The sequence below is a fragment of the Pseudomonas sp. LS1212 genome (genome assembly GCF_024741815.1).
Lineage (GTDB): Bacteria > Pseudomonadota > Gammaproteobacteria > Pseudomonadales > Pseudomonadaceae > Aquipseudomonas.
On sequence record NZ_CP102951.1, the window covers coordinates 3,130,377 to 3,150,252 of the forward strand.

The 19,876-nt window shown below is 62.0% G+C and carries 14 protein-coding genes and 4 pseudogenes; 10 read left to right on the forward strand and 8 right to left on the reverse strand.

Annotated features, from left to right (window positions below; genetic code table 11):
- The first annotated feature begins 66 nt into the window (after positions 1–66).
- The 5 genes and pseudogenes from NVV94_RS14580 to NVV94_RS14600 all read left to right on the forward strand — a co-directional run bounded on the left by NVV94_RS14580 (position 67) and on the right by NVV94_RS14600 (position 4,368).
- On the forward strand, positions 67–912 hold the full coding sequence (locus tag NVV94_RS14580) for a DUF6502 family protein (protein WP_258443111.1): 846 nt from the start codon (positions 67–69) through the stop codon (positions 910–912).
- Positions 909–2,405 carry a DUF5666 domain-containing protein gene (locus tag NVV94_RS14585; RefSeq protein WP_258443112.1) on the forward strand — a complete coding sequence of 499 codons (1,497 nt, stop codon included), beginning with the start codon at positions 909–911 and terminating at the stop codon, positions 2,403–2,405. Before NVV94_RS14580 ends, NVV94_RS14585 begins: the two co-directional genes overlap by 4 nt.
- Before the next feature lie 165 nt (positions 2,406–2,570).
- Positions 2,571–3,344, forward strand: coding sequence for a hypothetical protein (locus NVV94_RS14590; RefSeq protein ID WP_408733404.1), 774 nt, complete (start codon positions 2,571–2,573; stop codon positions 3,342–3,344).
- Between the two features lie 171 nt (positions 3,345–3,515).
- Positions 3,516–3,989 (forward strand): annotated as a pseudogene (locus NVV94_RS14595) (copper chaperone PCu(A)C).
- Positions 3,990–4,242: 253 nt separating this feature from the next.
- The gene (locus NVV94_RS14600) at positions 4,243–4,368 is read left to right on the forward strand and encodes a hypothetical protein (protein ID WP_258443113.1); all 126 of its coding nucleotides are present in this window, start codon (positions 4,243–4,245) and stop codon (positions 4,366–4,368) included.
- 150 nt (positions 4,369–4,518) lie between these two features.
- Here the strand turns inward: NVV94_RS14600 and NVV94_RS14605 are convergent, their stop codons facing one another.
- Together NVV94_RS14605 and NVV94_RS14610 are read right to left on the reverse strand one after the other, a co-directional pair.
- Complete coding sequence (locus tag NVV94_RS14605) at positions 4,519–4,668, reverse strand: hypothetical protein (protein ID WP_309304247.1); 150 nt, start codon at positions 4,666–4,668, stop codon at positions 4,519–4,521.
- Positions 4,665–4,976, reverse strand: coding sequence for a transcriptional regulator KorA (locus tag NVV94_RS14610; RefSeq protein ID WP_258443114.1), 312 nt, complete (start codon positions 4,974–4,976; stop codon positions 4,665–4,667). Before NVV94_RS14610 ends, NVV94_RS14605 begins: the two co-directional genes overlap by 4 nt.
- 304 nt (positions 4,977–5,280) lie before the next feature.
- Here NVV94_RS14610 and NVV94_RS14615 point away from each other — a divergent pair, with 304 nt between their 5' ends.
- The 5 genes and pseudogenes from NVV94_RS14615 to NVV94_RS14630 all read left to right on the forward strand — a co-directional run.
- Positions 5,281–5,586 (forward strand): hypothetical protein, encoded by a 306-nt coding sequence (locus NVV94_RS14615; RefSeq protein WP_258443115.1) that lies wholly within the window; start codon positions 5,281–5,283, stop codon positions 5,584–5,586.
- 248 nt (positions 5,587–5,834) lie between these two features.
- Positions 5,835–7,694, forward strand: a pseudogene (locus NVV94_RS14620) (NAD(P)-binding protein).
- 814 nt (positions 7,695–8,508) lie between these two features.
- Positions 8,509–8,757 (forward strand): copper chaperone PCu(A)C, encoded by a 249-nt coding sequence (locus tag NVV94_RS26710; protein WP_309304248.1) that lies wholly within the window; start codon positions 8,509–8,511, stop codon positions 8,755–8,757.
- Positions 8,757–9,002 carry a copper chaperone PCu(A)C gene (locus NVV94_RS26715; RefSeq protein ID WP_309304249.1) on the forward strand — a complete coding sequence of 82 codons (246 nt, stop codon included), beginning with the start codon at positions 8,757–8,759 and terminating at the stop codon, positions 9,000–9,002. Before NVV94_RS26710 ends, NVV94_RS26715 begins: the two co-directional genes overlap by 1 nt.
- Before the next feature lie 55 nt (positions 9,003–9,057).
- A pseudogene (locus NVV94_RS14630) lies at positions 9,058–9,174 on the forward strand (IS110 family transposase); the annotation flags it as partial.
- Here the strand turns inward: NVV94_RS14630 and NVV94_RS14635 are convergent.
- The 6 genes and pseudogenes from NVV94_RS14635 to mnxG all read right to left on the reverse strand — a co-directional run.
- Positions 9,175–9,828: pseudogene (locus NVV94_RS14635) on the reverse strand (type II/IV secretion system protein); the annotation flags it as partial. It lies immediately after the preceding pseudogene.
- Between the two features lie 70 nt (positions 9,829–9,898).
- The gene (locus NVV94_RS14640) at positions 9,899–10,429 is read right to left on the reverse strand and encodes a response regulator (RefSeq protein ID WP_258443116.1); all 531 of its coding nucleotides are present in this window, start codon (positions 10,427–10,429) and stop codon (positions 9,899–9,901) included.
- A gap of 341 nt (positions 10,430–10,770) precedes the next feature.
- A complete protein-coding gene (locus NVV94_RS14645) occupies positions 10,771–11,376 on the reverse strand; it encodes an SCO family protein (protein ID WP_258443117.1) in 606 nt (201 codons plus the stop codon).
- Positions 11,373–12,026, reverse strand: coding sequence for an SCO family protein (locus tag NVV94_RS14650; protein ID WP_408733405.1), 654 nt, complete (start codon positions 12,024–12,026; stop codon positions 11,373–11,375). The genes NVV94_RS14645 and NVV94_RS14650 overlap by 4 nt, the downstream gene beginning before the upstream one ends.
- A 10-nt stretch (positions 12,027–12,036) precedes the next feature.
- Positions 12,037–13,974, reverse strand: coding sequence for a YncE family protein (locus NVV94_RS14655; RefSeq protein ID WP_408733508.1), 1,938 nt, complete (start codon positions 13,972–13,974; stop codon positions 12,037–12,039).
- A 148-nt stretch (positions 13,975–14,122) separates the two neighbouring features.
- Positions 14,123–19,876 (reverse strand): manganese-oxidizing multicopper oxidase MnxG, encoded by a 5,754-nt coding sequence (gene mnxG, locus NVV94_RS14660; protein ID WP_258443119.1) that lies wholly within the window; start codon positions 19,874–19,876, stop codon positions 14,123–14,125.

Genomic DNA, 19,876 nt, shown 5'->3' on the forward strand with positions numbered 1-19,876 from the left:
TTGGGACATTCGTGGGATTTCTTCCCTCATGCCTATACTGCCTTCATCTCTCAAGGAATGTACTGAATGCAATCGCCCACGCTAGCCGCCTCGCTACTGAACGCCCTGCGGCACGTCATGCGCCCCTTGGTACGGCTGATGCTCCGTAAGGGCGTCACCTATACAGTGTTCGCTGATCTGCTCAAGGATGTTTTTGTCGACGTGGCGGATCGCGAGTTCCGCCTCGATGACAAGCCGCCGAGCGACAGCCGCATCAGCCTGCTCACCGGCGTACACCGTAAGGATGTGCGACGTTTGCGGGCAACAACCGACATAATTGCCTCTGCGCTCCCCGAGAGCGTCACTTTGGGTGCACAACTGGTCAACCTCTGGACGAACAGCATGCCTTTCTGTAAGCGCTCCGGCCGGCCGCGGCCCCTGCCGCGCTTGGCCAGCGTCGGAGGCGACTGTTCCTTCGACGCCCTGGTGGCAAACGTCAGTAAGGACATCCGCGCGCGGGTGGTGCTGGACGAATGGCTGCGCCTGGGCATTGTCCGAGTCGACGAACAGGACTGCGTTCATCTCGAAACCCAAGCTTTCGTACCGCAGAAGGGGTTTGAGGAGAAAACCGCATACTTCAGCCATAACCTGCATGATCACGCCAGCGCAGCGGTGCATAACCTGACAGTGGAGGGGTCGGCTTTTTTCGAGCGCAGTGTCCATTACGACATGCTGGCCCCAGCCAGCGTCGACGAGCTGCGCGAGGCGGTCGCCAACGAAGGCATGCAGGTTCTGCTCGGTTTCAATCGGATCGCCGCCGAACTCGAAAGCCACGACGTCTCCAGCAGCGAGCCACGGCAACGTATCACCGTCGGTCTTTACTTCTACACTGAGCCCACCGCTCCCATACCGCCGGCGACCAACCAGCCATGACCATTGCCACAGGCCTCGTTCGTGCCATTGTCTTCAGTCTCGGGCTGAGCCTCGCGGCTCCCGCCTCAGTGCTGGCAGCGCCAGCCTGTGTCGACCCGGGCGGTATCGGCGGCACCGGTGCGCCGCGGCACGAAGGCGGCATGGGCGGTACCGGCGCCCCTCAGCGCAACGGTGGCATCGGTGGCACAGGCGCACCTCTCAGTCAGCGCCCCGGTGGCATCGGTGGCACCGGCGAGATGGCCGGTGCTGGCCACCTTGACAACGGCGGACTCGGCGGCACCGGCATCGTCGGCACCATCACCGGTTTCGCCTCGATCTGTATTAACGGCGTGGAAGTGCACTTCGGCGACAAGGTGCCGGTCAGCGAGAATGGCCTCCTATCCAGCAGCGTGCAGCTGGCGGTGGGCCAGGTCGTCGCTGTGGAAGCCGACACCTCGCGCCGCGGCCTCGAGGCTCGGCGCATCTCGATCCTGCACGCCTACGAAGGACCGCTTACCGCCCTGCCGGGCGCCTCGACGCCTCTGCGGGTCATGGGCCAGCCGGTGCGCCTGGCCAGCGGTGCACGGGTGGCCGAAGGTCTACGTCCGGGCGAGCCGGTGCGGGTCAGCGGCCTACGCAATGCCCAGGGCGAGGTGGTGGCCACTCGCATCGACCGAGCGCCCGGCCTCAAAGACGTCAGCGCCATCGGCCCGGTCGACCGTGCCGGCACGATCCAGGGGCTTGCATTGAGCACGCGACCGCCGTCGACGACCGAGGTGCTAGTGCGCGGCCACTGGACCGGACACCGCCTGACCGTCGCCCAAAGCCGCCCCGACCCCAGCATTCCCTTCGCTGGCAGGGTACGCCAGGCGGTAATCGAAGGGTTGGTGCACGGACAGCGGAACGGGCATCTGGTCATCAGCGGGTTCAGTGTGGAGCTTGAGCGCGACACCGCCTTTGCCGGCGGCCAGCCAGCCGATCTGGCGCGGGATCGGCGCGTGCGGGTGAGCGGAGTGTTCAGCGGTGCGCGGGCGGTGCGAGCGACGCGGGTCGAGTTCCCTCGTGAACTCTCCGAGACACCGAGCAAGGGGCGCCATGGACAAGCTGGGTTCGCCGCCGAGGATGCTGACCAAGGTAGAGATGAAGCGGACGATGACAAGAGTACGCGTAGCCGCACGGAAACCAACGACGGCTTGAGCCGCGAAAGCCGTCGCGAGAACGATGACAGCCGGGAAAGAATCGAGCTGCGCGGCGAAAGCTCCAGCGGCGATCTCGAGCGGCGTGAGCGCCGCGAGATCCGTGACTCGGGTGATCGCGTGGAAACACGCGAGCGTATCGAAGTGTTCGAGAATGGTGAACGGGTGGAGCGGATCGAACGAATCGAGAAAATCGAGAAACCGGAGAAGGTCGAGAAACCAGAGAAAGTCGAGCGGGCTGAGAAGGTCGAACGACCGGAAAAAGTGGAACGGCCTGAGAAGGTCGAACGACCGGAGCGACCCGAGAAACGGGACTAAGCAGTGCGGCCGTCATGCACAACCGTCATAAGCGGCTACGCTGGGAGAGAAAACTGCCAGGTTTCCTCGCTCCCCGCGAGCCAAAGGAAAGCTGGCGCCCGTCATGTATGCGTACTTATCAGTGCCACCGAATCGCGGGAACAACAAAATGTGGTGTGAACTTCAATGACTGGAGACTTACAAGTGAACTTGAAAACCAAGCGCACGTTGCTCGCCACCCTGCTTGCTAGCCTGACCTTGCCGGCCTTGGCCGACGAGTTCAGCACCTCAATCGGCATGGACTATTCACAGGGGGACTATGGCACTGGTACCACATCCGAAATCTGGTACGTCCCGGTCGTCGGCAAGTACGAAACCGGCCCCATGACATACAAGCTTACCGTCCCTTGGCTGCGCATCACCAACCCATCGGTCGGCCCTGATGGCGAGCCGTTGCAGGGCGGCTGCGAAAGCACCGAAAGCGGCCTTGGCGATACCGTGGCCAGTGCTGGCTATGCCATGCTCGACGGCAGCCAGGGCGGCGTGCTGCTGGATCTCGTCGGCAAGGTCAAGCTCCCCACCGCCGACGAGGACAAATGTCTGGGCACCGGCGAAACCGACTATTCGGCGCAGATCGATGTGGCCAAGGCCTTCGGTCCGGTGACCGGCTTCGCCACCCTGGGCTGGAAGAAATTCGGCGACCCCTCCGGATCCGACTTCGACGACCCGGTCTACGCCAGCCTTGGTTTCACCACGAAAGTCGCTGTCGCCACCACCGTGGGTGCGGCTTACGACTGGCGGCAGAAGGTCATCTCGACAGGGGACGAGATCCAGGAACTCACGCTGTTCGTTTCCCAGAGGCTCAACGAGGCCTGGAAGGTCCAGTTGTATGCGATAAAGGGCTTCTCCGACGCCAGCCCGGACGCCGGTGGTGGCTTGCTGCTCAGCCACATTTTCTGAGGGTTTACACGGCATCAAATAGTGGACCGGCCTATTTTTCCTACAGGGCGTTCTCACTCCTGGCATTCTGTGCGATCGCCTTCTGAGCATGACAATTTGCATTTGAGATACCGGCTACCTAATTCGTGTGCAACACCCCCATGTACAGTCTCTGACGACAAGGAACTCGCTATGGTTATTCGGATTCTGGGTCTTGCCGCTCTGCTCACTTGCGCCGTGCCGAGCTTTGCCCATGAGTACAAGGTCGGCGATTTGCTGATCGAACACCCTTGGTCGCGGGAGCTACCGGTCGACCTTCCGGGAGGCGCTGCGTATTTCACCGTGCACAACCAGGGTAGCCAGGCCGACCGCCTGATGGGGGTCAGTAGCCCTCGTGCGCAGAAATGTGAGCTGCACTCCTAGGCACCCCAGAATGGCCTGATGGATATGCAGCAAACTACTGCCGTGGATATCCCCGCCCATGGCGAGGTGACCTTCCAGCCCGGCGCAAACCATGTGATGCTGTCCGGTCTGGACAAGCCGCTGAAAGCCGGTGAGCCGTTCCTGCTGACTCTGGAGTTCGAGAAGGCCGGCAAGGTTGAAGTACAAGTCACAGTCGAGTCAGCCGATGCACAGACCAGCCACGACGCCCATAGCGGTCACTGAGCGGCTCAATCTATAAGAGTCGGCGCCGCGTTGGCGATGATGGTTGAGGATGTCTATACGCAGAACTGGCGACTGTAGGTACGCTTGTCCGAAAAAGGTGGCCAGCGGCATGAGATGCCTTGCCACCACACACTGGAGGCCTACCTGCATGCGTAGCTGGTCGAGCTCGCCTCGAGACCGATTTGAAAAGGCCGCTGTTGCGGACCATTCAGCGCGGTACCTGGCTGCTGGGCCGCAGGCCAATGCGCATGCTATGGTGCGCCGACGTGTGCTGGCTGCCGGGATCAAAACCGCGATCGGCAACCACACCTTTCGGGCCACCGGGATCACCGCCGACCCGAAGAATGGCGGCACCCTGGAAAACGCGGCGGCGCGATGACATCAGCCTGGATGAGGTGGAACGGATTCGAGTGTGACCCCACGGCGGTCTCTTTAAGGGGGACGCGCCTGGCGGAATCAGGTCGAAGACTCGACGGCCAGCGGCTGAGTCTCACGCGTGGCGCGCTCTTGCTCGATTCTTTCCAGTTCCTCAGCAAAAGCCAGTTCGCTCCTGGACGGTCGTTTCCGCCACGGCGCCCGGGAAGGCATCGGCTGCTCGGCGTAGCGTTTGGTTTCCCCCCTGGAACTGCTGCGCCAAGTGCTCCAGGTCTTCGCGGATTTTCTGTTTGGTTCGGGTCATTGGTTTTTTTTCTGCCCTTGAATAGGCGTTTCGTAGCTCTTCGCCATTTCCTTGACCTGCTCGGCCTGCTCAGGCGGCAGCCAGACCAGCACCGGCACCAGGCCGAGTGCTTTACGTTCGAGAATTTCGCGCACCCGTTTGACAGCGGCGTAAACCAACTGCGAAGACTCGCCCAGCTCGTCTGCGACATCAATCGGCCGTTTACCGTCCACGAGGACCGCGCGGGCTATCTGCACAGTGCCTACATTCATACTGCGCATAGCGGGGGAAAATTGCTCCCATTGCTCGAGGGTAAATCTGAGTTGCATCGATCTGCTCCTTGTTCGATTGGTCTTGCAGCTTAACGGCTTTCTTGATTCGGTTGATAATTTATCCGATTAGCTCGACCCATTCTTTAGACAATAGTCTCGATCAGCTTCTGTTCAGTCTTGGTTGGGCCTCCTCAACCTTGGGCACACCTCCACGCATGTCGATGTCCGGACGGGCGTCTTGCGTTGCCTCTTAATGACAATAGCGACTGGCTACTTCTCCTGAAACGGCTATGTTTTTAAGTCGACGCGAATCGACCTTCACGGCGACCGATCAGTCGCCAAAAAACTCAGGGAGGGGAAAATGCGACACAGAGGCAGTCAATACTGGGCCTGGTCGGACTGTCAGCTTCCCAGTCGATTACATGACGAGGCGCTTAGCGATGGAACTCAGCTAAATGTTCAAGTCAGGGTTTCCCGTCACGGCGTTACGCAACTCTTCATCGGCCTTTACGAAGGCGGGGGGACAATGATGTTCGAGGAGTATTACGATTCACTGCTAGACGAGACGATCAGCCATGCGCTGGTTTGGGGGGTTAATCGAGCCCGAGCACTTGCTATCGGTTCGGTTACCGCGGTGTCGGAGCCGACTCGCCAGAGGGCATTATGATCGGGCATATCTGCGCCTGCTCATGACTTCCTTCCCGCCTGCACTCTACTCATCCTCGGAACGGGTGGTGCTAGCTCGCCTCATCATCGGCAGGCTCTGGGCTCTATCGTGACATAAGAAGGTTGGCCGGCCAACGATGAAGCGGAGGGCACGGGGCGGTTCCAAGAGGGCGGAACTTGTACGGTCCCGTACCACCTTATAAGGCCCAGCGCTTGCCGTTGCCTGCAACCTGCAAGGAGCTGCTTGCTATGACCATCACCCGCCGCGACTTCCTCAACGGCGTCGCCCTGATCATCGCCGCCGGCCTGACACCGCTGGAAATCCTCCGCGCCGCGCCCGGCCGCTACTACCCACCGGCGCTGACCGGCTTGCGCGGCAGCCATGTCGGCTCCTTTGAAATCACGCACCAGCTGGGTTGGGAGAAGAAGGCCTTCGACACCGACAGCCTGCCGATCAGCGAGGAATACGACCTGGTGGTGGTCGGCGGTGGCATCAGCGGGCTGTCGGCGGCCTGGTTCTATCGGCAGAAGCATCCGCAGGCGCGCATTCTGATCCTAGAGAACCACGACGACTTCGGCGGCCACGCCAAGCGCAATGAGTTTGAAGCTGGTGACCGGACGATCATCGGCTACGGCGGCAGCGAGGCGTTCCAGTCGCCCAACCATCTGTTCAGCAAAACCGTGAACGATCTGATGAAGAGCCTGGGGGTGGAAACCAAACGTTTCGAAAGCGCCTTCGACCGTGATTTCTACCCTAACCTGGGCCTATCGCGCGGGGTGTTCTTCGACAAAGACAACTTCGGCGAAGACAAGCTGGTGACTGGCGACCCGACTCCGATGGTCGCTGACGATATCGCCCCGAACAAACTGCACTCCCGCCCGATTGCCGAGTTCATCAACGACTTCCCGTTGCCGGAAGCCGACCGCCAAGCGCTGATTGCCCTGCACAGCGCACCCAAGGACTACCTCGTCGGCAAATCAGCGGACGAGAAAGAGGCCTACCTGGGCAAAACCAGCTACCGCGACTTTCTGCTCAAGGATGTTGGTCTCTCGCCAGCAGCAGTGAAGTATTTCCAGAGCCGCACCAATGATTTCTCGGCTCTGAGCATCGACGCCGTGGCGGCTTACGATGCCTATTACGTCGGCTTCCCCGGTTTCAGCGCGATGAACCTGCCGCCGATCAGCGAGGAAGCCCAGGCCGAGATGGAAGAGCCGTACATCTACCACTTCCCGGACGGTAACGCCTCGGTCGCCCGCCTGCTGGCGCGCGACCTGACTCCGGCCGTGGCGCCGGGCAAAGGCATGGAAGACATCGTCCTGGCGCAGTTCGATTACGCCAAGCTGGACGTGGCCGGCAGCCCGATCCGCCTGCGCCTAAACAGCACCGCGGTCAGCGTGCGCAATGTCTCCGGTTGTGTCGATGTCGGCTACAGCCGTGGCGGTCAGTTGGCCCGCGTACGCAGCAAACACTGCGTATTGGCCTGCTACAACATGATGACTCCGTACTTGCTGCGCGACCTCTCTGCCGGGCAAGCCCACGCCCTGAGCCAGAACGTCAAATTCTCGCTGGTGTACACCAAGGTGATGATCCGCAATTGGTAGTCCTTCACCAAGCTCGGCGTGCATGAAATCTACGCGACGACCCAACCCTACAGCCGGATCAAACTGGACTACCCGGTGGACATCGGCGGTTACCAGCACCCGCGCGACCCCAAGCAGCCGATCTGCCTGCACATGGTCTACGTGCCGACCAGCCCGAACAGCGGCATGAACGCCCGCGACCAGGCTCGCGCCGGGCGCGGCAAGCTCTACGGCATGACCTTCGAGCAACTGGAAGCGCAGTTGCGTGATCAGTTGCAACGCATGCTCAGCCCAGGTGGTTTCAACCATGAGAAGGACATCCTGGCGATCACCGTCAACCGCTGGTCACACGGCTACTCTTACTTCAGCAACAGCCTGTTCGATGACGAAGAGGAAAGCGAGAAGCTGATGAACCTGGCGCGCCAGCGAGTCGGCAACGTCAGCATCGCCAACTCCGATGCGGCTTGGGACGCCTACGCCCACGCGGCAATCGACGAAGCCTGGCGTGCAGTGGGCGAGCTGAACTGATAGGAATCCGAGCGCACCAGGCTGAATGCAGGGCGCTCCACTCCCCTAGCTGTAACGGCTCGCGTTTGAAAACAGCCGGGCTCGCAATCAACGCGATTCTGGGCTCACATTAGCTGCGAGCTTCTACTGGAATAATGAAGGCCACCAGTGCTTCGAGTTCCGCGATTCGAAAGGACCCGTTGAGAGTTACAAGCTTGTCCGTCGAAACGGGGCGTGGTCATGCCATTGACCAGTCCAAGCCGCAACTGACCAAAGAGACTGTCATGTAGCAGAAAGAAATCAAAGCTGAGCGGCAGTTGAGGTCATCGATCTGCCAGATGGCCGAGTGGAAGAGCGTAAGGCGATCTTGGAACCCCTGATAGATACCGTTGTGGCTGCGTTGGGCTCTCCACGCTGACGTAAATGCAAGCCAGCCTGGGAAAAGTAAGATTAATAGGTTTTTCAATGGCCTACATGCCACCAGAACCTTAGCGTAAGATTTTTTCCGAATTCTGAGGGCTCCCCTGGTAGTTCCTTGCCAGTCGTTCATACCGGGTTTCGATACGGCGGAATCGCTTCAATTTCTTGAGAAGGTGCTCCACCAGATTCCGTCTCAAAGTGGTTTCACACAGCCTGGGTCGTCAGCGCCTCGTGTATGGACAATCCAACAGTACGGTGAGCACCTGGACTATTCAGAGCACTCCTCCGCAGTGCGTACCACTCCTGACATTCTGTGCGATCACCTTCTGAACATGGCAATTTGCATTCGGGATGCCTGCTGCCTATGTTGTGTGCAACGCCCCCATGTACAGTCGATTAAGACACGGAGCTCTCTATGGTTATTCGCATCCTGGGTATTGCCGCCCTGCTCGCTTGCACCGTGCCGAGTTTTGCCCATGAGTACAAGGTCGGCGATTTGCTGATCGAACACCCTTGGTCGCGGGAGTTACCGGTCGACCTTCCAGGGGGCGCCGCCTACTTCACCGTGCACAACCAGGGCAGCCAGGCCGACCGCCTGGTTGGGGTCAGCAGCCCTCGTACGCAGAAATGTGAGCTGCACTCTCAGGCCCCAAGAATGGCCTGATGGATATGCAGCAGGCTCCTGCCATGGAGATTCCCGCTCATGGCGAGGTGAGATTCCAACCCGGCGGAAACCACGTGATGCTGTCCGGTCAGGACAAACCGCTGAAAGCCGGTGAGCAGTTCCCGCTGACTCTGGAGTTCGAGAAGGCCGGCAAGGTTGAAGTGCAAATCAAAGTCGAGTCAGCCGATACCCAGATAGGCCACAACGCCCATAGCGGCCACCAAGCGGCTATCAATGGCGGATAGGTTACGGGGTTATCGCACCCCCAGAGAGAAACTGGCCGGGCGTCACGCCAAACCGACGCAGCAAACTCTTTCTGTTCTGCATTGCTTGCGTGAGTCGCTGGTGCGCGATCGCACCAAAACCGCCAATCAAATGCATGGCTTCCTGCTGGAGTTTGGCATCAGCCTGCCCATTGCGGTACTTGATCACCAGACCGCTGCCGGTCATGCCCAGGTGAATATCGCTGGCATGCATATTCAGCGCGTCGTACAGCGTGGAGTTGACCAGCTTGACCACCACGCTGGCGTCTTCGCTGATGCTGGTCAGCGACAGGCTTTCCAGCGCTTCGTGCACAACGCCGGTATCGGCTTGGGCGTTGAGCGACTCAACGGCGTGGAAACTCTCTTCATGGCGGGACAGGAAAGCGCCGAGGTCGGCGGCATGGGCCAGGTACAGCGGTGCGCCACGCAGGTTTTCATCGATCCAGGCCAGGCGGTGTTCATCGAAGGGGTCGGCAAAAACGCCGATCAGCTCTTCACCCTGGCGCACCATGACGAATTCGCGCTTGATGGCCTGGGCCAGGGTGATGTGCTCGAATACCGCAGTGGTGGCGAACAGGCTTTGGCTGTCGAGCACCGGGTAATGGAGCGTGCGGCCAAGGCACTGGGTGAAGGCCTGTGGGTCGAGTGTCGAAAGGGTTTCCAGTGCAGCGAGCGTGCGTTCGCCCTGACTGGCGGCGGTTGCCTTGGCCTGCTGCAACAGGTCCCGGGCAAACCGTGGTGGCGTGGTTTCAAGCTCCGGTATGGCAATGGCTGACGGCGACACGGCAGCAACAGACAGACGTTCCATGGCATGCACTCCAACGCTCCGGGGTTTTCACCCATCCGGCGCGCCAGCACATGCTCGTCTGTACGCGCCCCTATTCCCCGGTAAGCTGTTGCGTGTCGTCGGGATCCGGAGGCGTCGGCACGGTGCGTCGACGATCCGCCAATACCCAACTGCCGTCATACAGCTGCAGCGGGAAACTCTCCTTCCTGCATTGACGCCGCTCGACGAACCCTTCGCCTTGTGTGCCCGGCCTTGCCCCGGATTCCCTGCCCAGCAGGTCACAGACCACTCGTGCCAGTTCCGCCAATGGAAAGGGCTTCAACAGGATGTGGCTGATGCCCAATTGCTCTGCGCGCTTGTAAACCTGGTCACTCGGATGCGCGGTCATCAGTACGAAATGGCAATTCCTGTTGCGGCGGACAGCTTCGAGTACCTGGAACCCCTCCATGTCGGGCAAGCGAAAATCCAGTACGACGACTTCGGGTGCAAAACCTTCGGCAACGCTGATGGCTTTGGCACCGTCATGGGCCACACGGACATCCAGGCACCTGGTCTCAAGGAAAGCCTTGAGGTTTTGCGCAAGGATTTGTTCGTCCTCGACTACCAATACTGTGTTTGTCAAGGTGGACTCCTTGTAACTGTCAGGTCCGGTCTCGGGCCTGGGAGTGCGCGCCTCACTTAGGTTTACGCACACTTCATGCCAGACCGTACATCAATAATGTCGTTTTGCCATGCAACTGATTTAGCTTAATTTTTTGAAGACTGCCCCATCGCCTTCCCCAACTTCGAGGGAAGGCGGTCGACGGTGAATCTGGGTTTCCCCCCAACTTGGGCGCCGGCTGGTTACTGTCCGCGTGCCTGTTTGATCCAGTAACGCGAGTGCAACTGTTCTGTGGCCACACCAATGCAAAGGAGCAGGCCAGTCATCCACAGCGCAATGGGCTTCATGGCGGCCACCGGCACTCAGCGCCCGACCACGGGCAGGGTCAACAATTGCAGGCGCTGGGCGATGGCCGCAGCCGGTGCGTCCGGTCGGATCTTGCTCCAGCGTTTATTGGCGACGTCACCGACGATAAGCTGCGTCGAATGTTGCTCGGGGCTTGGAATAAGGTGGCCCAGACGGCCCAGCACCAGATCAATGTTCGCCTGTTCGCCGGTCAGGAACAGCCAATTGGGATTGTCCGCACCTTGCTTGCGGGCAAAGTCTTTGAGCACCGACGGACTGTCGTTTTGCGGGTCGCTGGTCAGGGAGATGAAATACACCTGGCTGGCCAGGGGCTCGCCCAGGGCGTCGCGTACCTCCTTGAGTTTACGGGTGATCAGCGGGCAGGCATCGTTGCAGTGGGTGAAGATCACATTGAGCAGCACCACGCGATTTTTCAGTACATCACTGTAAAAGCGCAGGGGCTGGCCATTCTGGTCGAGCAGCTGAGTGTCGGTAAAATACGCCTGGGCGTCGTGGGTTCCGCTTGGCGGCTGAGCCGGTGCAGGCGGCACTGCGGCCTCATGTGCCAGCGTCGGCAAGGCCCAGCAGCACAGGGTCAGGGCGATCCATTGAAGGCGCTTCATGGCTGCTCCCCCTGTGCGACGGCGGTATGCCGGGCGTGCACGCGCGCAGCCCCCAGTTCCTGCACGCGCTTGACCAGCAGCGCCGGGTCGGTGAAGCCGTAAAAGCGGGTCCAGTGATCACTGCGGCCATCGCCGACCAGGATCAGCGGCGGATGATTGCGATAATCGGCAGTCCAGGTGCCCAGGCCCTTGAGGGTATCGTTGATCGCCTGGGGGCTGCCGGTCAGCCAGCTCCAGCCGGGGCCGCTCTGGAATTTTTTCGCATAGCCAAGCAAGCGTGGCGGGTCGTCGCGTTGCGGATCGATGCTGATCGAGACCAGTTGCACGTCGTCGCCAACGCGCCCGCCGAGCTGCTGTTGCACTTTGCTCATGATCGATGACACCAACGGGCAAACCGTGGTGCAACTGGTGTAGATGAAGCCCATCACCACGATCCGGTCGCGGACCAGATCCTGGCTCAGGCGCACCGGCTTGCCGTTCTGGTCGAGCAACGACACATCGGCAAACGATACCTGCGTGCCCTCCTGCCGGGTGTCAGCTGCCTGTCGGGCGTGCTGGGCATGCTCGTCCATCGAGTGGGCCTGAACCTGCCCGCCCATCCCCACCAGGCCGAAAAGTGCCAGGGCAATGCTCGCAGTCATGGCTTTCATAGGTTGCTCCTTATGGCTTTGGGGCCGTTTGCTGGGTGGGGGCCGCGATCGGGGTTCCCGGCAAGACCCGCAAGCTGGTATAGGTCTGCTGATCGAAGGCGGCACCCAGGGTGGCCGAGCGGGCATGCAGGTAATAGGCACCGACCTGGGGCAGGTCCAGCGCGGCTTCATAAATGCCGTCGGCCACCTCTTTGGTCAGCACTTCCTGCGGCCGTGAAGAAGGCGCCAGGTAGTAACGCAACTGCAAATCCTTGAGGCCCTTGCGTGGATGACCGCTGCGCCCTTCGACCACCCGCAGGCGCACGGTGAACGGGCTGCCCAGGGGGGCGGCCACTTTGTCCATCAGGAACTCCAGGCGCGGGGTGGCCAGGGCTTTTTCCAGCGCGGGGTTGATCTCGACTTCAGTGTTGAAGCAATGCACGATCTGTGGCTGGTTGAGCAGAAAGGCCACATCGAAGCGCCCGGCCGCCGGCATCTTCACCCGCGAGCTGTACACCCCCGGCTCCACCTCGCGCAGGCTGCGATCGATGACCATGGCCGCCCGGGCGGTGTGCCCGCGGTTGGGGTAACCGGACATGGGAGCGTTCATGCCTTCGGCATAGAAGTAAGTGGTGTTGTCGACCGGATTGACCACGAACACCGAGTTGTCATCGCGCGACGGGCTCAACCCCGGGGCCAATGGCAAATCACCGGCCAGCCTCGGTGCCGCAGGGCCGGCCTCGAAACCCTGGAGGATCGGCTGACGGTCCTTGCCCAGGGTGGACAGGTTGATCATGGTCACTCGCGGCGAGGCCAGGCCGCGAATATAGGCATACGCCTTGGTGAAGGTCAGTTGAAAGGGTTCCGGTGACACTTCCAGGCTATGAATCACTTCGTCACTGGCCGCATCGATCACTTGCGCCCGGTTTTCCAGGGTATTGAGCACGATGCCGAAACGGCCATCTTCACTGAAGCGCATCGGCCCCAGGCCCCGCTGACCCTTGATCACCTTGCGCACCTGCAGGGTGGCGGCATCGATGACGGTGATGGTGCCGTCCTTGCCATCGGCCACATAGACGGCCTGGGACAAGGGTGAATAGGCGACCGACAGCGGGTGCGAGCCGGTTTGCAACTGCTGCACGACCTCCAGGGTGGCCACGTCGATCACGCTCAGCGTGCCGCTGTCGCGGTTGCTGACAAAGGCATGACGCGAGTCCTTGCTGAAGACAATCTCATGGTGCCCCTTGCCGGTGGGCAGGAACTTGAGGGTGTTGAGTGAGCGGGTATCGATGACGGTCACACCGCTCTTGGCTTCGTCGGGCGCGTTGTTGCCGACCCACAACAGGCGTTCGTCCGGTTGCAGGGCGACCCTTACCGGCGCGCTTCCGGCGCTTGCATTGGAGAGTACCTGGAATTTTTCCGCATCGATCACCGCCACCTCCCCGGCAGCCGGCATGGACACGAATACGCGTTTGTCATCGGCGGTTGCCACCCAGTCCATCGGCGGCTGCTTGAGGGCAACCCGGCTCATTGTGCTGGTGACCCCGCCGACTGAAACCGACGGGTCGATCACACTGAGACTGGCGTCCTTGTTCATTACCAACAGGTAGTAACTGTTGAGGTCGAGCAACGGCCGCGCGCCAATGCTGCTCTTGAGGTACAGGGCCACCCGCGCCTTGCAACTCTTGGCCTCATTGGCCGGAAATTGCAGCGCTTGGGCCTGATCGAGCCAGGCCCCGGGGGCGATGCCCGACATCGGCTGTCCCGAAGCACTGTCAGTGACGCGAAAGCGCATATCGGCAAACATGCCCTCGGTCAGCGCCGTGCCATTGACCGGGCGCGCCTCGAACTCGATCGCGACCCCGTCACGCTCCAGCCTCTGCTGGGGTTGAACAGGAGTAATGAGTGGCAAGACATCGTCACACTGTCCCTCGTACCAGTACAGCATCCCGGCAAGGAGCAGCCCCATCAGCATTGCAACAAAGGATCCTTTGACGATTGAGACGTTCACTGCACATCCCTCCTGGACCACCGGCGTGGCGCGGTGGCAGTTTTATTTTTTTGTACGGTGCGGGCCCTGGGTTCGGGCCCGCCCCTCTATCGCAGGCACAGCGTTGTCAAGGTGCTGGCGGTGGTGCCGGTGCCGGTGCCGGTTCAGGTTCGTTGGTCACCCGCAGGATTCCCCAGAGACCGCCAACGTTGCCGAAAGCAGTGTAGTCACGCATCAGGTAGTCGCCGGGAACTGCATTGGCCCCCCCGGCACTGGGCAGCATGAAGCTGAAGTGCGCGGCCGGCAGGACGCTTTCCTGCGCGCCGATGTACATCGCCATCGGGTTGAAACCGAAGCGCACCGACCCGATCCCCGGCGAAGGCAACGGGAAGCCAGCGGCGTCGGACTTCTCGGCTTGCAGCGCATGCAGCGGCCAGACGTGACCGTCGAGCTGGAAGGTCGAGCCGCGACTGCCGCCGCTGGGCATCAGCACATGGCTGCGGAACGGCTGGCCAGGCTTGGCATAGAACACCGGGGTGACCGGATCGCCGCCGACCAGGGCGTTGCTGTAGGCCATGTGGGCGTTGGGCACATCCGCCCAGCCATGGCCGTCGGCATGCCCGAAGGGCGCGTCCGGTGCCAGGCCGAAGCGGTACCACAGCGGCTCGCTCTTGTAGTTGATGGCCATGCCGGAGTTGTCTTTCGGATCGTTGGGTATGCCCATGCCTTCAGGCGCCATGTTCTCCACCGGACGGCCGTTGGCCCAGCGCATGTTCAAGGCCTTCTGCCAGACCATCGCGAAGTCGCGATAGGCCGTCTGCCCCGGAGCCTGCACCGTGGCCGAGGCACGGCTGCGCGCATCTTCGGTCCAGGTCGCCCCCACCGGCAGGACGCTCATGGCAGCGGCCAGGCCTTTCTGCGGTTGCTTGATCATGTCGGCCGCCAGCAGGTTCAGCCCGCCGAACTCGATGGCCGTGGCGTTGATGTTGTCGACGCTGCGCCCCAGTTGCGATACCGGTTTGCCTTCGCGCTCCAGGTGCCCGGCGTAGTACTGGTAGGTCCGGGTCGAGTACGCGCCGTTGCCGGTGCGCGGTGCCACGGTCTGCACCGGGTTGATGCCGACGTTGGCGCCATCGGACTTGGTGATGTCGTAGGCCAGCAACTGGGCGTGCAAGCCGACATGGCTCGACGGCCGCATCAGGTTGTTGTTGAAGGTGGTCGCTCCGTTCGAACTGAAGCGGTCGCGCTTGACCAGGCCTTGCATGATTGCCGTGGTGGGCAGATCCGGCATGACCGAGGGCAGGCGGTTTTCCAGGGTGATGTTGATGCAGTCACCGGATGCGGCGCGCAACACCAGCGGTTCGATCGGCACCCCGGCCTTGAGCTTGCCGGTCAGCGGGTCGAGGTCGGCCTTGCGCACGTACAGGATCGCGGTCGGGTCATGCAGCGGCCCGGATTGGCCACCGATGGTGAAGGTCTCGCCATCTTCGGGGTCGAAAATGGTGGCCTGGGGGATGCTGGTCGGCCGCGAGTTGAACACCAGGGTGCCACCGGCGGGGTTCAGCGGCCCACCCACATGCTGGCCGGTTCCGGCGGCATCACCGATAGTCAGCCCCAGGGGATTGCTCAGGATATCGTTGGCCAGGGCGGCGACCACTTCATAGTTGCGCTGTGGCGTCGGCCGCGTGCCGATCCCGGTCGGGTTGGCGCTGTAACGTGGGCAGATACCGTTGAAAGCAACCGTATTGCGGGCGGCCATGGGCTTGGGATTGTTCGGCAAGGCGAACAGATCGTTACGGCTGGCGGTGTAGTTGCGCATGACGCCCCAGATACCGCTCCAGTAGCCTTCGAGCGATGCATCCATCGAGTACAGGTAGTCGCCGGTGGTGGCCGCCGAACTGGACATCATCGCCACCGGTGCCATGAAGCCCAGCTGCTCGGAGGTGCCGACCATCTGCGACGCGCGCCAGCCCGAGTTGGAGCTGTTGCCGAAGCCCGTGCCGTTCTGCAGCCACTTGACGCCGTGCAGGGTCACGTTGTGCTCCTCTTCATAGCCGCCAGCGATGACCCGCAGCCGCACGTTGTCACCCGAATAGGTGCGCAACATGGGCGTGAACGGATCACCGGGCTCGTCGCCACCGCGGTTGATGTGCGGCGGGAACACCGTGGTGCCGCCGGTTGGCCCGGTGGCGGCGGTGATTGCGCTGGGTGCCAGGTTGAGCGCGGCAATGGCGCGGTCGGTACGGCTCTGCAAGGCGTAGGCGAGGTCGCCGGCCATGCCGTCGGCCTGCATGCCGGGCTTGCCGTCCGGTGCCGTGCGGTTTGGATCGTAGACGCGCAGACCCACCGGCTCGTTGCGGTAATTGACCACGAACATGCCCGGGTCATCGACCGAGATCGCCTGCGGGCAAGGCCGGTTCGGGCAACCGAGGATTTGCCCGCCGGTCACTTCGGTCGTCGACTCCAGCAGGTTGTCGGCGTTCTTGCGCACCGGCGGGTTGATCGCGTAGCGGAAGCTGTCGGCGGTCACCGGGAAGGCGTTGCCGTCAGGTACGCCGTTGGGGCCGGCGCCGACATAGACACCGGCCTCGTAGGCGTGCTGGAAGTCGCTGTACTCCAGGAAGAACTCACGGAAGCTGTCGTTGCGACCATCGCCATCGAGGTCGCCAGTCGAAACCACGGCCTGCCATGAGGTCGGCCCGCCATCCTGGCGCGTACCCAACGGCTCGCCGGTTTCGGCGTGGAACCAGGTGGAGCCGGCAGGTTCGGCCAGCACAGTGGCATACAGCCCCAGTTGCTGGTGCGTCGATGGGCCGAGGTGATCGTGAGTGAAGATAGTGCCCAGGCCACGGTCGATATTGCGCACGTTGACCACGGGATCGACGAACCAACGCTGCATGGCGGTCCGCGCACCGACCCAGTCGGCCCGCCCGTATTGCCCGAAGAACGGATGGTTCTTCGCTTGCGGGCAGGTCGCCGTACCGTCGCGCGGATCGGGCTGTTGGCATCCGTTGAACTCGCGAATGGCGTGGATGCGCTCGACCACCGTGGCTGGCGACAGAATGCCGTCCTCGTAGTTCCAGCCATTGGACGCACCATCGGCTGCGGTCAGGTCCCACTTGGGCAGGTGGATATGCTGGCCGATCACATCGGTCGGCGTGCGCACCTGATAGTCGTCCAGCTCGTAGTACGACGGGATCAGGTTGGTGTGCTGGTACATCACGCAGTCGAAGGTATTGGTGCGCATGACCAGAGGTTCCGGCGGCCGCTGCTTGTTGATGACCGCCCAGGCATCCTCCCAGAGCGAAATCATCCGTTGCTGCGGGAAGTGGTAGCCGACCTTGTTGAACACGGCGTCGAACTGAATGTTGGCACCTTTATAGATACGCGGGTGATCGGCGGAGAACGGCGAGGCGCCGGTGAACGACATGCCATCGATACGCTCGCCACTGTTGAAACTCCCCATGCCTGCGCTGGTGGTCAGGCGCTTTTGCCGGTCGTCCATGCACGGTTCGAAGAACGGCGCACCGGCCACCGGCGTCGCGCCGTTGGTGCGATAGGCACGCGGTTGCACCACGCCGCCTGGCAACACGGCGAAGCTTGGATGCTCGGGCCTGGAGTGGAAAATCATCGCCGCCTGTTCGACGTCGTTGCCCTCCTCCGGCAGATACACAGGCTTGGCCCGGGTGACACGCTTGGACAAGTCCAGGGCGCTGGTGATGACTTCTGCCACGCCCCCAGCGGCCACGCCGTCCAGGGCATGGCGTGGCAGGCCGCCATCCCAGCCGGCGACCTGATTGGGGTCCAGGTTCGCCCACAAGGCCTTGCCGCTGTCTTTCAGGGCCTGGGCCTTGGCCGGGTCGAGCATGTCCAGCGGTGGCGTCGGTGGCCGTTGGCCGACGGTGCTCTCGATGCCACCGATCCAGAATGGATAACCCGGGTTCTTCAGGGTGCCGTCACCATTGCGGTTGGCTTCGCTGCGATCGACCAGCGCTACTGAGCCGATCACCGCCGGTTCGCTGTTGGCGATCAAGCGTTCACCGAACTTGGGCACCACCGCGACCTTGCCCGGCATCGGCGGCATGGCCTTGCCGGGCAACGGCACCACGGCCGGAATCGGCGTACCGGCAACGATCTCGCCATCGGGCAAGGCCCGTGCTCCGGCCGCAGGTTTACCGCTGCGCAGCGCAAAGGGCGTGGTGTGATAACCGTCCTCGCCTTGCTGGGATACTTCAAGCCGCGTGCCCTCCTCGAACACATCGTGCACGCGCCACATGCTCCACATGCCTTGGGCGAAGTGCGGATAGAAGTGGCAGTGGTAGATCGAGTCGCCCGACACCCGGTTGCGGTTGCCCGAACCGCCGTTGGCGATTTCATAGGTGTAGCCGGCCCCTGGGCCTATGCCCTGCGCATCCATGTAATCGGAGTTGTCGTCATTGGGGTTGAACAGCCACTGGTGACCGTGCAAGTGGAAAATGTGTTGTTCGTAACCGTTGTGACTGTTGCGGAATTTGACGAAGTCGCCGATGTAGCTGTGGTTGACGTTCGAGGGTTCAGACGGGAACAGCGCCATCGAGGCCTTGATCCCGACCTGGTCGGCCGGCGGCACCTGGCCGGGAGACAAACGCTCCAGGCCGACGTTGGCCGGCACGTCCACCAGCATGGCGACATCGCCGACGGTGTGGGCGCTGAGGAAGAACTCTTCATAGGCACACGACAGGCAGTCGTGCATCGGCCCGACCCCCAGACGGTTGGCAATGACCTCGGCACCGATGCCGCCCGAGCCATAGTTGATCATGAACGAGTCACGGGTCGGCTCGAGCATGTGAGCCATGACCGGGTCCGCCCAGTAACCGGGGAAGGCCTGGGTGACGGCGGTTTCATCGTTGAACACCGCGGCGAAGTCACGGAACGGCTCGAGCCGGTTAGGGATGGCAGGGTTGCGCTTGCCCTGGCTTTCCAGCGGGTAAGTCGATGGTGGGAAGCTGCCGTCGGCGTTGGGCCCCAGGACGATGGCATCGGTTTCGCTGGAAATGATTTCGTTGCCGTCGACCATGCTCAGGATCGGCGTGCCGGCCTTGCCTTCGCTGATCCAGGGTTGGCGTTGCGGGAAGCGGCTTTCGTAGTTGACGATCGGCTGCCCGGCGGGTGTTCGGCCGCTGCTGGCCAGGCGCATTTCTTCTTCAGTGACGACGTTGCGGTAGGTCTTGCCGCCCTTGGGCACGACCACCACCTGGGCGAACAGACCGTTGGCAACGTTGCCGGCGGTGCCTTCGCCACCGAAGGTGGCGCCAAGGCTGCTGGCAGCAAAGGCGCCTTCGCGCTCGGCGTATAGGGTGTAGGAACGACTGGCGCCCGGGGCGAGGAGGAAATTGCCGTTGCGGCCGGTGTTGGCGGAGATGTCTTCGATGCTGCTCAACGCCTGCATGCCGTTGACCACGAACCCTACATGGCGATCGGTGACCTGGGCATCGACGCCATGTTCGTCCTCTTCCCCGCCCAGGTGCTTGTTGGGGTTGGCCTGGTGGGTCAGCAGGTTCTGCAGGTTGATGGTCAGGCAATCGCCCGCCGCGACGCGCAGTACCATCGGCCGCGGACGTTTGTCCGGGCGCAGGGTGACTTTGCCCGGTACGGCGGCGCCGCCCTGGGTCAGGGGCACATTGTGCTCATCGACCACGTCGCGGCGCAGGGCGAAGATCATGCCGTTGACGTTCTGCGCGCCCAGGCGGTTGAACATCAGCGGTTGGTCGAACGCGACGACATTGGCGACCAGCGTTCGCTCGCAACGCGCGGCGGCCTCGGCGAAGGAACCTGTGCCCAGCAAGGCAACTGCCAGCAGGCTCAGGTTTATCAGGCGATGGGGTTGGGTGTGCCATTTCAT

Excerpts from the sequence above, each read along its gene's own strand:
- NVV94_RS14580 (WP_258443111.1), top strand. The coding sequence starts at position 67 with ATGCAATCGCCCACGCTAGCCGCCTCGCTACTGAACGCCCTGCGGCAC.
- NVV94_RS14585 (WP_258443112.1), top strand. The coding sequence starts at position 909 with ATGACCATTGCCACAGGCCTCGTTCGTGCCATTGTCTTCAGTCTCGGG.
- NVV94_RS14590 (WP_408733404.1), top strand. The coding sequence starts at position 2,571 with ATGACTGGAGACTTACAAGTGAACTTGAAAACCAAGCGCACGTTGCTC.
- NVV94_RS14600 (WP_258443113.1), top strand. The coding sequence starts at position 4,243 with ATGGTGCGCCGACGTGTGCTGGCTGCCGGGATCAAAACCGCGATCGGC.
- NVV94_RS14605 (WP_309304247.1), bottom strand. The coding sequence starts at position 4,668 with ATGACCCGAACCAAACAGAAAATCCGCGAAGACCTGGAGCACTTGGCG.
- NVV94_RS14610 (WP_258443114.1), bottom strand. The coding sequence starts at position 4,976 with ATGCAACTCAGATTTACCCTCGAGCAATGGGAGCAATTTTCCCCCGCT.
- NVV94_RS14615 (WP_258443115.1), top strand. The coding sequence starts at position 5,281 with ATGCGACACAGAGGCAGTCAATACTGGGCCTGGTCGGACTGTCAGCTT.
- NVV94_RS26710 (WP_309304248.1), top strand. The coding sequence starts at position 8,509 with ATGGTTATTCGCATCCTGGGTATTGCCGCCCTGCTCGCTTGCACCGTG.
- NVV94_RS26715 (WP_309304249.1), top strand. The coding sequence starts at position 8,757 with ATGGATATGCAGCAGGCTCCTGCCATGGAGATTCCCGCTCATGGCGAG.
- NVV94_RS14645 (WP_258443117.1), bottom strand. The coding sequence starts at position 11,376 with ATGAAGCGCCTTCAATGGATCGCCCTGACCCTGTGCTGCTGGGCCTTG.
- NVV94_RS14650 (WP_408733405.1), bottom strand. The coding sequence starts at position 12,026 with ATGAAAGCCATGACTGCGAGCATTGCCCTGGCACTTTTCGGCCTGGTG.
- NVV94_RS14655 (WP_408733508.1), bottom strand. The coding sequence starts at position 13,974 with ATGGGGCTGCTCCTTGCCGGGATGCTGTACTGGTACGAGGGACAGTGT.
- mnxG (WP_258443119.1), bottom strand. The coding sequence starts at position 19,876 with ATGAAATGGCACACCCAACCCCATCGCCTGATAAACCTGAGCCTGCTG.